The organism is Marinobacter sp. ELB17 (assembly GCF_000169375.1).
GTDB lineage: Bacteria > Pseudomonadota > Gammaproteobacteria > Pseudomonadales > Oleiphilaceae > Marinobacter.
In genome coordinates this window covers 1-12299 of sequence record NZ_AAXY01000027.1, presented here as the reverse complement: position 1 = coordinate 12299, position 12299 = coordinate 1, and the positions used below count along the sequence as shown (strand labels likewise).

Here is a 12299-nt window from a genome sequence, read left to right as displayed (position 1 = left end):
GGAGTCCACATGACCAAAGAACTTTCACGCAACGAGCGCATCAAGGAAGCGAGCGAGTATCTGCGCGGCACGCTCGCCGAGGGCCTGCGCGAGGAGATCACCGGCGCGATCATCGAGGATGATGCGCAGCTGGTGAAGTTCCACGGCATGTACCTGCAAGACGACCGCGATCTGCGCGCCGAGCGCGGCCGCAAGAAAATGGAGAAGGCCTTCTCCTTCATGATCCGCGTGCGTGTGCCAGGCGGCGTGTGCACGCCAGGGCAATGGCTCACCATGGACCATATCGCGCGCACATACGGCAACGGCACGATGCGCCTGACCACGCGGCAGACCTTCCAGTTGCACGGCATCATTAAGTCGAACCTGAAAGCGACGATGCGCGAGATGGACGAGGTGCTGCTGACGACCATGGCGGCATGCGGTGACGTCAATCGCAACGTAATGTGCAATCCGAACCCCTATCAGTCACATGCCCACGCCGCTTCGCTCGTGCTTGCCCGTGCCCTATCCGACCATCTATTGCCGCGCACGACGGCTTATCGCGAGATCTGGCTCGATGGCGAGCGCATCGCCGGTGGTGAGGATGAGAATGAGATCGTCGAGCCGATCTACGGCAAAACCTACCTGCCGCGCAAGTTCAAGATCGTCATCGCCGTGCCACCGTCGAATGACGTTGATATCTATGCGCATGACCTCGGCTTCATCGCCATCCTCGACAGCAAGCATGAGATCGATGGCTATAACGTCACGGTCGGTGGTGGTATGGCCATGACGCATGGCGAGCCGCAGACTTATCCCCGCACGGCAGACGTCATGGGCTATTGCCGAGCGGACCAGGTGATTGCCGTGGCCGAAGCCGTGGTCACCGTACAGCGCGACTGGGGCGACCGCGTCAACCGCAAGCATGCGCGCCTGAAATACACGATCGAGGATCGCGGTCTCGACGCTTTCCGGGCCGAGGTCGAGCAGCGCAGTGGCGTCAAGCTGGATGCAGCCAAGCCGTTTACCTTCACCTCAACCGGCGACCGCTACGGTTGGACCGAAAGTGACAATGGGTGCGCGCATCTGACGCTGTTCATCGAGAACGGCCGTGTCAAGGATGTGCCGGGCGGCCCGCAATGGCTCACCGGCCTGCGCCGAATCGCCGAGGTACATGACGGCGATTTTCGCCTCACCGCCAACCAGAATCTGATCATCGCCAACGTGCCGAAGGAGAAGCGCCAGGCCATCGAGGCGCTGGTGGCCGAGTATGGGCCCACGACCGGCGCCTCGGCCCTGCGGCGCAATGCGATGGCCTGCGTCGCGCTGCCGACCTGCGGGCTCGCAGTCGCCGAAAGCGAACGCTATCTGCCCGACCTCATCACCGCGCTGGAAGAGCGTCTGGCCGCGCACGGGCTGGCCGAGGCCGAAATCGTCATCCGCATGACCGGCTGTCCGAACGGCTGTTCTCGGCCTTATATCGCCGAGATCGGCTTGGTAGGGAAAGGCCCCGGCCGCTATAACCTCTATCTGGGGGCCGCCTTCGACGGCTCGCGGCTTTCCAAACTCTACGCCGAAAATCTCGATCACGGCGCAATCATAGAGAACCTCGATCCGATCTTCGCCGCTTACAAGAGCGAGCGCCAGAACGCAGAACACTTCGGCGATTACACCATCCGCGCGGGCTTTATCGCCGCGACCGTCAACGGCACCGATTTCCATGAGGACACGGGCGCCCGCCGCTAAAATTTTAAAATGCTAAACTTCCTGTTTAGAATTACAAAGGAGAACCATCATGGCATTACGTTTAGGCGACATTGATTTTCACGCCTGGCTCGGCACCAGTTGGGGCCTGTTGTTCTCGCACCGCGACGTCAAGGTTTTGGGGACGCAACTTCAACCAAATCCTGTGTGTGATTGATTCGCTGCAGTTGACCGACGGTTACAGCGTCGCTCCGCCAGCAAACTGGAACGTCAGTGATGACACCATTATTGTGCCATCACTGCAGGACCGGGAAGTGTTGAAGAAAAAATTCCCGAAGGGATACCCAGTCGTCGAGCCCTACCTGCGCATCACAACGCAGCCTGACCTGAAGCCCGTTAAGGAATATAATGAACGCCAAACCGACATTCTTGTCCGCCACCGTCACGGTGGATAAACGCGCCATTCTGCCGCTGCCCGATTCCCGCAACATCCATGAGGAGTGCGCTGTGGAGCACAAGCACAACATCGAAGCCAAAATCCAACACGCCCAGCAATACGGCCTTTACAACCCCGCCAAAGAGCATGATGCCTGCGGCATCGGTTTTATCGCCCATATCAAAGGCCATAAAAGTCATTCGATCGTTAAGCAAGGCTTGCTCATCCTAAAGAATCTCGCCCATCGCGGCGCGGTCGGTGCCGACAAGTTGATGGGCGACGGCGCGGGCATTCTGATTCAGCTGCCGGATCAATACTATCGCGAAGAGATGGCCAAGCAGGGTGTCGAACTGCCGCCGCCCGAAGAATATGGCGTAGGCATGATTTTTTTGCCGAAAGAAAATACATCCCGCATCGCGTGCGAGCAAGAGATAGAACGTGTGGTGCGCGCCGAAGGCCAGGTCGTGCTGGGTTGGCGCAACGTGCCAATCGACACCGAGATGCCGATGTCGCCTACCGTGCGTGAAAAAGAGCCGGTGATCCGCCAGGTCTTCATAGGTCGCGGTCCAGACATCACGGTGAGCGACGCGCTGGAACGTAAACTGTACGTGATTCGCAAGTCTTCCAGTCACGCGATCCAGGCGCTAGATTTGCCCCACGGCAAAGAGTTTTTCGTCCCTTCGATGTCGGCCCGTACCATTGTCTACAAGGGTTTACTGCTGGCAGATCAAGTCGGCGTCTATTACAAAGACTTACAGGATGAGCGCTGCGTTTCCGCATTGGCACTGGTGCATCAACGTTTCTCGACCAATACCTTCCCGGAATGGCCGCTGGCCCATCCTTTTCGCCTGATTGCCCACAACGGCGAGATCAATACCGTCAAGGGCAATATCAACTGGATGCGCGCGCGTGAAGGCGTGATGGAATCCGCCGTGCTAGGCGACGATTTGCAAAAATTGTTCCCGCTGATTGACGACGTGCAGTCCGACACCGCGTGCTTCGATGACGCGCTTGAACTGCTGCTGATGGCAGGCTATCCGATCGCGCAAGCAATGATGATGATGATCCCCGAAGCCTGGGAAAATCACCCGTTGATGGACGACAACCGCCGCGCCTTCTACGAATATCACGCCGCGATGATGGAGCCGTGGGATGGTCCCGCCGCGATGGCGTTCACCGATGGTCGTTACATTGGTGGCACGCTGGATCGCAACGGTTTGCGTCCCGCGCGTTATATCGTAACCGATGACGACTTGGTGGTGATGGCATCCGAATCCGGCGTGCTGCCGATTCCCGAATCCAGAATCATCAAGAAATGGCGCCTGCAACCCGGCAAGATGTTTCTGATCGACCTCGAAGCCGGGCGCATCATCGATGACCAGGAAATCAAAGATACCTACGCCAACGCTAAGCCTTACAAGGCGTGGATCAATTCTGTGCGTATTAATCTGGACGACATCAAGCTTCACGAAGTCACGCTCGACGACATCAAGACGCAAACATCGGCAGCAAAAACCAGCGCATCCTTGCTCGACTGTCAGCAGGCATTTGGCTACACCCAAGAAGATGTCAGGGTATTGATGTCGCCGATGGCGCTGAATGCCGAAGAAGCGACGGGCTCAATGGGCAACGACTCGCCGCCGGCAGTGATGTCTAACAAGCTCAAACCGCTGTATCACTACTTCAAGCAGATGTTCGCGCAAGTGACGAACCCGCCGATCGATCCGATCCGCGAAGCGATGGTGATGTCACTGGTGTCCTTCATCGGCCCCAGGCCGAACCTGCTCGACGTCAATAACATCAATCCGCCGATGCGTTTGGAAGTATCGGAGCCGATTCTGGACTATTCAGACATCGCCAAACTGCGCAACATCAGCGCCCACACCAGCGGTAATTTCAAATCCCACGAACTGAATATTTGCTATCCGGTGGCCTGGGGTAAAGAAGGCATGGAAGTGCGCCTGGCATCGGTGTGTGCGCAAGCGGTGGATGCGGTCAAATCAGGCCACAACATCCTGATCGTGTCCGACCGCAAGGTGGACGCCGAGCAAGTGGCGATTCCGGCCTTGCTCGCGACGTCGGCAATCCATTTGCATCTGGTTAGCACGGGTTTTCGCACGTCGACCGGCTTGGTGGTGGAAACCGGTTCTGCCCGTGAAACGCATCATTTCGCATTGCTCGCCGGTTTTGGCGCAGAAGCCATCCACCCGTATCTGGCAATGGATACGCTGGCGGAAATGGCTAACAGATTATCCGATGATTTGTCGCCAGAAAAAGCCATACAGAATTTCCAGAAAGCGCTCGCCAAGGGTTTGTTGAAGGTGATGTCGAAAATGGGCATATCGACTTACATGTCGTATTGCGGCGCGCAGGTTTTCGAAGCGATCGGCTTGAATAAATCGCTTATCGACAAATATTTCAAAGGCACTGCATCCAATATCGAAGGCATCGGCGTCGTCGAAGTGGCAGAAGAGGCGTTGCGTCTGCATCAGCAAGCCTTCGGCAACGACCCGGTATTGGCGCATGCGCTCGATGCCGGTGGTGAATACGCGTTTCGCGTGCGCGGCGAAGAGCACATGTGGACGCCGGATGCGATTGCCAAACTGCAGCATTCGACCCGATCTAACAATTTCAGCACCTACCAAGAATATGCGCAGATCATCAACGACCAAAGCAAGCGGCACATGACCCTGCGCGGTTTGTTTGAATTCAAGCTGGACCCGTCCAAGGCGATTGCGCTGGATGAAGTCGAGCCGGCGAAAGAAATCGTCAAGCGTTTCGCCACCGGCGCAATGTCGCTTGGCTCGATCAGCACCGAAGCGCATGCCACGCTGGCGGTCGCGATGAACCGCATCGGCGGCAAGTCCAACACCGGCGAAGGCGGTGAAGATCCGAGCCGTTATCGCCAGGAGATGAAAGGCATCCCGATCAAGCAAGGCGAGACCATGGCATCCGTCATCGGTCATGACCAGATTGAAGCCGATATTGTCCTGCAAGATGGCGATTCGGTGCGTTCCAGGATCAAGCAAGTCGCGGCGGGTCGCTTCGGCGTGACAGCAGCGTATTTGGATTCCGCTGATCAAATCCAGGTCAAGATGGCGCAAGGCGCCAAGCCGGGAGAAGGTGGGCAGTTGCCAGGCTACAAGGTGTCTGAATACATCGCAAAATTGCGTTTCTCGGTGCCGGGTGTGGGCTTGATTTCGCCGCCGCCGCATCATGATATTTATTCGATCGAAGACTTGGCGCAGCTGATTCACGATTTGAAAAATGTAAACCCAAGCGCGTCGATCTCCATCAAGTTGGTGTCCGAAGTCGGAGTTGGCACGGTCGCGGTCGGCGTCACCAAGGCCAAGGCCGATCACGTGGTGATCGCCGGTCATGACGGCGGCACCGGCGCCACGCCGTTGTCTTCACTCAAACATGCGGGAACACCGTGGGAATTGGGCTTGGCCGAAACCCAGCAAACGCTGGTACTGAACGGTTTGCGTGGCCGTATTCGGGTACAAGCCGATGGCCAAATGAAAACCGGCCGAGATATCGTGATCGCAGCCATGCTGGGCGCGGACGAGATCGGTTTTGCGACCGCGCCGCTGGTGGTTGAAGGCTGCATTATGTTGCGCAAATGCCACCTCAATACTTGCTCGGTCGGCATCGCGACACAAGACCCGGTGCTACGTGCCAAGTTCTCCGGCAAGCCAGAACACGTGGTCAACTATTTCTTCTTCGTCGCCGAGGAGGCGCGGCAGTTGATGGCGCAACTCGGTATCCGCACGTTTGATGAATTGATCGGTCGCGTCGACTTGCTCGACAAGTCGAAAGCGATTACGCATTGGAAAGCCAAGGGGCTTAATTTCAGCAAGATTTTCTATCAGCCGGAAGTACCTGCTTCCGTACCTCGTTATCACGCGGAGGAGCAAGACCACGGCCTGGAAAAGGCACTCGACCATAAGCTGATTGCGCAAGCGAAAGCAGCGCTCGAAAAAGGCGAAAAAGTCTCGTTCACTTTGCCGATCAGGAACGTTAACCGCACGGTCGGCACCATGCTGTCTGGCGTCGTTGCAAAAAAATACGGTCACGAAGGCTTGCCCGACGACACCATCCACATCCAGTTGCTAGGGACTGCAGGCCAATCGGCCGGCGCGTTTCTGGCGCACGGCATCACGCTAGATCTAGTCGGCGAAGGCAATGATTACGTCGGCAAAGGTTTGTCGGGCGGGCGCATTATCGTCCGTCCGAATACAGAGTTTCCCGGTTTGGCAGACGACAACATTATCATCGGCAACACCGTTTTATACGGCGCGATTGCTGGCGAGGCATTTTTTAACGGCGTCGCCGGCGAGCGCTTCGCGGTGCGCAATTCCGGCGCCATTACAGTGGTTGAAGGCGTCGGCGACCATGGTTGCGAATACATGACTGGCGGCACAGTAGTGGTGTTCGGAGAAGCCGGCCGTAACTTTGCCGCCGGTATGTCGGGCGGTATCGCTTACGTGTGGGACCCTGACGGTGATTTTGCCAAAAAATGCAATATGGCGATGGTCACACTGGAACCTGTCCTCGCCCACGCCGAGCAAGAAGCGAAAGTCGATCGCTCGATCTGGCATAGCCAGCTGCGCGGCGACCAAAGTGAGACTGACGAGGCGATTCTAAAGCGCCTGATTGAGCGCCATTTCAAGTACACCGGCAGCACGCGCGCACGCAATTTGCTGGATGACTGGTCCAATGGCCGCAACAAATTTCTCAAAGTGTTCCCGAACGAGTACAAGCGCGCACTGGGTGAGATGAATGTGGCGCGAGTGGCTATTCGGCAGAAAGAAAAAAACGCAATATAAGTTTACTCCGCCAGTGCCTTCCTCCTGCGGGGGAAGGTCAGGATGGGGATTCGACCCCGAACCCTCTCCCTGGCAAGGAGAGTTAGATGAGACAGAGGTAGGCAATGGGTAAAATAACCGGCTTTATGGAATTTCAGCGTCAGAAAGAATCGTATTTACCGGCCGCTTCACGCGTCAAGAACTATAAAGAGTTCATTCTGCCGTTGAAAGATGTACAAGCGAAAACAGAGGGTGCGCGCTGTATGGATTGCGGCACCCCGTTTTGCATGACCGGTTGCCCGGTTAACAACATCATCCCCGACTGGAACCAGCTGGTTTATAGCGGCAATTATCGCGAAGCGTTAGAGACACTGCATTCGACTAACAACTTCCCCGAATTCACCGGCCGCATCTGCCCCGCACCGTGCGAATCTGCCTGTGTGCTTGCCATCAACAACGATGCGGTTGGCATCAAATCAATCGAGCATTTCATCATCGATAAAGGCTGGGAAAACGGTTGGGTTACGCCGCAACCAGCAGCCTTCAAAACGGGTAAAAAAATTGCCGTGGTTGGATCCGGCCCTGCTGGTCTGGCTGCAGCCCAGCAACTCGCGCGTGTCGGTCACGATGTGACCGTGTTCGAAAAAAACGATCGGATTGGCGGTTTGCTGCGTTACGGCATTCCGGGCTTCAAGATGGAAAAGTCGCATATCGACCGCCGCATCGAGCAGATGCAAGCCGAAGGCGTGCAGTTCCGTACCAGTGTCTTGATCGGCGAAGATTTTCCGTCAAACATCATCAACTGGACCAAAGAAACCATCTCGCCTAAGCAACTCAATCAAAAATTCGATGCCATCATCCTCGCTGGCGGTGCTGAGTTGCCGCGCGACCTGCCGGTACCTGGTCGTGAGCTGAAAGGCGTCCATTTCGCGATGGAATTCCTGCCGCAGCAAAACCAGGTGGATGCAGGTGACAAGCTCAACGACCAGATCATGGCTAGCGGTAAGCACGTCGTCGTTATCGGCGGTGGCGATACCGGATCAGACTGCGTAGGCACATGCAACCGCCATAGCGCAGCCAGCTTGGCGCAATTTGAGCTGATGCCGCAACCGCCGGAACAAGAGGATAAGCCGTTGGTATGGCCGTACTGGCCGATCAAGTTGCGTACCTCCTCGTCACAAGAAGAGGGTTGCGACCGGGATTGGGCGGTTGCGACCAAGCGTTTCGAAGGGAAGGGCGGCAAGGTCGAGAAGCTGATTGCAGTCCGCGTCGAATGGATAGACGGCAAGATGCAGGAGGTGCCAAATTCCGAATTCGAAATGAAAGCGGATTTGGTATTGCTGGCGATGGGTTTTGTGTCGCCAGTGACGCAAGTGCTGGAAGCGTTCGCTGTCGAAAAAGATACGCGCGGCAACGTCAAAGCAACCACCGATGGCGACGGTTGCTACCAGACGTCGGTCGACAAAGTATTTGCCGCGGGGGACATGCGGCGCGGCCAGTCTCTGGTGGTATGGGCAATCCGTGAGGGCCGTCAGGCCGCGCGTGCGGCGGATGAGTTTTTGATGGGTGTCTCTAATTTGCCGCGCTAAAAATAGGATTGCTACATTAACTTTGTATGATTCCGTAATTTTATCAAAGTTGGGAGAAAGATCATGACTATGAACGTTACGCAGAAGTTGATCCAGTCGCATCTGATGCACGGAGACATGACACCCGGCGAGGAGATCGGGATCCGCATTGACCAGACGCTCACCCAAGACGCCACCGGCACGCTGGTGATGCTGGAGCTGGAGGCGATGGGCCTGGACCGGGTGAAGACTGAGGTGAGCGTCCAGTATGTTGACCACAACATCATTCAGGAGGACTTCAAAAACCCCGACGATCATCTTTTTCTGCGCAGCGCCTGCCAGCGCTTCGGCGTGTGGTACTCGCGACCTGGTAACGGGGTGAGTCATCCATGCCACCAGGAAAATTTCGGCAAGCCGGGCAAGACGCTGCTCGGCTCTGACAGTCACACGCCGGCCGCCGGCGCAATTGGCATGCTGGCCATCGGCGCTGGTGGGCTGGAAGTGGCTCTGGCAATGACGGGCGAACCGTTCTTCACACGTATGCCGCTGATCTGGGGCGTGAAGCTCACCGGCAGCTTGCCGGACTGGGTGAGCGCCAAGGACGTGATCCTGGAGATGTTGCGCCGCCACGGCGTCGACGGCGGTGTGGGCCGGATCGTCGAGTACTACGGGCCGGGGCTGGCCACGCTGAGCGCGATGGATCGGCACGTGATCGCCAACATGGGCGCCGAGCTTGGCGCGACCACCACCGTTTTCCCTTCCGATCTGGAGGTACGCCGTTTCCTGCGCGCCTGGCAGCGGGAAGAGGACTGGGTCGAGCTGGCCGCGGATACGGACGCAACCTACGATGTGAACGAAGAGATTGATTTGTCCAGCCTGGTGCCGCTGATCGCCATGCCGTCCAGCCCTGGGAACGTGCGCCCGGTCAGCGAGGTCGCCGGCGAGCGGATCTACCAGACCTACATTGGCTCGTCGGCCAATCCCGGCTACCGCGACTTCGCCGTTTCCGCGCTGATGGTACAGGATCGCAAAGTGAACGACCGCGTGTCGTTCGACATCAACCCCACGTCCCGAGCGCAGCTCGAAACCTTGGTGCGCGACGGGCACGTAGCCCACTTGTTGCACGCTGGCGCGCGGCTGCACCAGGCTGGCTGCAACGGCTGCATCGGCATGGGTCAAGCGCCAGCCACAAACGAGATCTCTCTGCGCACGGTACCGCGCAATTTTCCTGGCCGTTCAGGCACCCGCGAGGACAAGGTGTGTCTGGTCAGTCCGGAGACCGCCACGGCGTCCGCGCTCACCGGCGTGATCACCGACCCGCGCACGCTTGGCATCCCCTATCCACGCATCGCGGACCCAGACCACCCGATTATCAACCGCGCGATGTTCATGCCGCCGTTACCGCTTGAGGAGGCGCTGCACGTGGACCTCGTGAAGGGCCCGAATATCGCTTCGCTGCCAAACTTCGAGCCGCTGCCTGATGAGATCGAAGTGCCGGTTCTGCTCAAGGTGGCGGACGATGTTTCCACCGATGAGATCATGCCACCTGGCTTGCGGGTGCTGCCGTTTCGCAGCAACATTCCCAAGATCGCCGAGTTCTCCTTCGACCGGCTCGATCCCACCTACGCCGCGCGAGCCAAGCAGGTGCGCGGCCACGTGGTGGTGGGTGGCAGCAATTATGGGCAAGGATCGAGCCGAGAGCACGCTGCACTAGGCCCTCAGTATCTTGGGCTGCGCGCGGTTCTAGCCAAGGGTTTTGCGCGGATCCACGCGCAGAACCTGATCAACTTCGGCGTGCTGCCGCTGACCTTCGTTGATCCTGCGGACTACGACGGCATTCAGGCCGGCGATGTGCTGCGCCTGACCAATCTGCGCCACGTGCTGACAGAGGGCGGCGAACTGGTGGTCGAAAACGTCACGCGTCAGTACAAATTTCAGATGCGTCACACCATGTCGCCACGACAAGTGCGGTTCTTGCTTCGCGGGGGGTTGATCAGCTGGATGAAAGAGCGCCTCTCCGCTTTACCCGAGTCTAGCGGCACATGATGGAATCCGCGCGCTCCCCCAGCGCCTCGGATTGACGAAGGCCGGGCAGGGCAGCGGTAAAACGGCCTGCCAGCGTTTCAACTCTCGCAACGTTATGCAGGAGTCCAGTAAGGAAGACCTGTATTACTTTAAGGTCTGTTGACGTTTCATTCCGTCGGCAACCATAAAAACCCACAAGCCATGGCGACGCGGCTCTGATAGTTGCGTTTCAATTTGTCATAGCACGTCGCCAGCCCACAAAAATGTTTCAAGTCCGCTACCACGGCTTTAGCCGGCGGCTAGTTATTTTCCAATCCTTCCAATTTTCCTGAACATCCCTATGCCGTAAGTAATTTAACATAATATACATTATACGCAGTACAGGCTAGAAGTAAGGATGTGTTTATTCATGGGCCAGCAGTGCAAGATGCACTGTATTAAAGTCTCTTGTTCCCACCGGGACGCTTTTCAGGAGCATCTCATAGCTATGCGTCATTTCTTGGCCTTCTCAATCCTCCTGCTCGCAGGATGCGCCTCTACGGGTAAAGTGCCGCCTTCAGGAGTCCAGTTCAGCATCGATGGCTGTGCGCCGTTTTTGAACTGCGTATCGAGCACGTCCACAAATGGTCTCTATTCTGTGGAGCCTATCCGTTTGGCTGAGCCACTGAGTCAGTCGTCCTGGGCGCTGATCAGAGCCGTGGCGATCGAACTGCCTGGCGCTTCGCTCAACAGTGCTCGATTGGGATATGCGGATATCACCTGTCGCAGCGATTTGTTGGGTTTCCCGGACTATCTCGAACTGCTGGTCGATTCCGATAAACAACATCTGGACGTGAGGTCTCAATCGCTTATCGGATTCTACGATCTAGGAGTGAATCGGCGCAGGGTCGAGTTACTGAGGAGCCGTCTTATAGAACGTGGCATTGCCATTAACTGATGCCGATAACGTCAAGCCCAACCAAATTTGGGGAAAGTCGTCGAAGGTTGCGAGCAAAACCTCTCTGAAGAGCCCACTATACAATGTCCAATATTTAGGAGTATTGGACAAAATAGACGTCTTTGTATACTCTGGTAAAAATCATCACTATCAAGGACTAACGTGTCAGCACCCTTTACCGGTCAGCCGCTGTTCGATACCGCTCATTACCTTGAAGATCTGTCAGACTTTCATTGCCATCCATCCATACCGACATTTCTGGCGTCTCTGCCGCAGCCCTTAACCACACTGCGCGATGATTATGAAATTAGTCGCCAATTTCTGATGAAATACGCCGATGTACCTGGAACTTTTTCACGCTTTCGCGGTGAGGTTCAGCGTTTTCTGAATTATCTTTGGGTCACCACCAAACGCACGTTGGCGCAAACCGACGCCGATGTTGTGACTGCGTATTTCAAGACCCTGAAGAATCCACCACACAGTTGGATTGCTCGCGGCGTGTTTTCGGCTTTCACCCATGCCAACGGTTTACGCCTACCAAACCGGCAATGGCGTCCGTTCGCGTTGCGCTCCAGTGATGAAAACGCCGTTTACAATGCCAGCCAAGCCAGCCTGAACGCCAGCCGAACTGCTTTACAAACCTTCTTTAAATATCTGGTTTACCAGCAATATCTGCTGACAGACCCGCTCAACGATCTACGCCGTCGTGATCGCCGCGCCAAACCGCAACTCGCCAAAGATCTCGAAATCGCTGTGCGCCGGCTAACCGATTGGCAGTGGTCTTGGTTGCTAGAGACCTTGGTGACCGAAGCCGATCAAAACCCAAAATGCGAACGACATTT

At 56.7% G+C, this 12299-nt stretch carries 6 protein-coding genes and 3 pseudogenes; 8 read left to right on the top strand and 1 reads right to left on the bottom strand.

The features are described 5' to 3' along the window. Positions 1–9: 9 nt before the first annotated feature. From MELB17_RS19125 to MELB17_RS19110, 6 genes and pseudogenes are all read left to right on the top strand, one after another. Positions 10–1725 (top strand): NADPH-dependent assimilatory sulfite reductase hemoprotein subunit, encoded by a 1716-nt coding sequence (locus tag MELB17_RS19125; protein WP_007351987.1) that lies wholly within the window; start codon positions 10–12, stop codon positions 1723–1725. A 49-nt stretch (positions 1726–1774) separates the two neighbouring features. Beyond that, positions 1775–1900, top strand: coding sequence for a hypothetical protein (locus MELB17_RS26220; protein ID WP_007351986.1), 126 nt, complete (start codon positions 1775–1777; stop codon positions 1898–1900). After that, positions 1866–2138: pseudogene (locus MELB17_RS25845) on the top strand (hypothetical protein); the annotation flags it as partial. The gene MELB17_RS26220 and the pseudogene MELB17_RS25845, both read left to right, overlap by 35 nt. Next, positions 2092–6948, top strand: coding sequence for a glutamate synthase large subunit (gltB, locus tag MELB17_RS19120; protein WP_227498980.1), 4857 nt, complete (start codon positions 2092–2094; stop codon positions 6946–6948). The pseudogene MELB17_RS25845 and the gene gltB, both read left to right, overlap by 47 nt. Positions 6949–7052: 104 nt before the next feature. Continuing rightward, positions 7053–8516 (top strand): glutamate synthase subunit beta, encoded by a 1464-nt coding sequence (locus tag MELB17_RS19115; protein WP_007351983.1) that lies wholly within the window; start codon positions 7053–7055, stop codon positions 8514–8516. A 63-nt stretch (positions 8517–8579) separates the two neighbouring features. Further along, entirely contained in the window at positions 8580–10541 is a 1962-nt protein-coding gene (locus MELB17_RS19110) for an aconitate hydratase (RefSeq protein WP_036185589.1), read from the top strand. Between the two features lie 146 nt (positions 10542–10687). Here the strand turns inward: MELB17_RS19110 and MELB17_RS24720 are convergent. After that, a pseudogene (locus MELB17_RS24720) lies at positions 10688–10792 on the bottom strand (IS5/IS1182 family transposase); the annotation flags it as partial. Between the two features lie 215 nt (positions 10793–11007). Here MELB17_RS24720 and MELB17_RS24715 point away from each other — a divergent pair. Together MELB17_RS24715 and MELB17_RS19100 are read left to right on the top strand one after the other, a co-directional pair. Next, positions 11008–11457, top strand: coding sequence for a DUF1499 domain-containing protein (locus MELB17_RS24715; protein ID WP_227498979.1), 450 nt, complete (start codon positions 11008–11010; stop codon positions 11455–11457). A 162-nt stretch (positions 11458–11619) separates the two neighbouring features. After that, positions 11620–12299 (top strand): annotated as a pseudogene (locus MELB17_RS19100) (site-specific integrase); the annotation flags it as partial.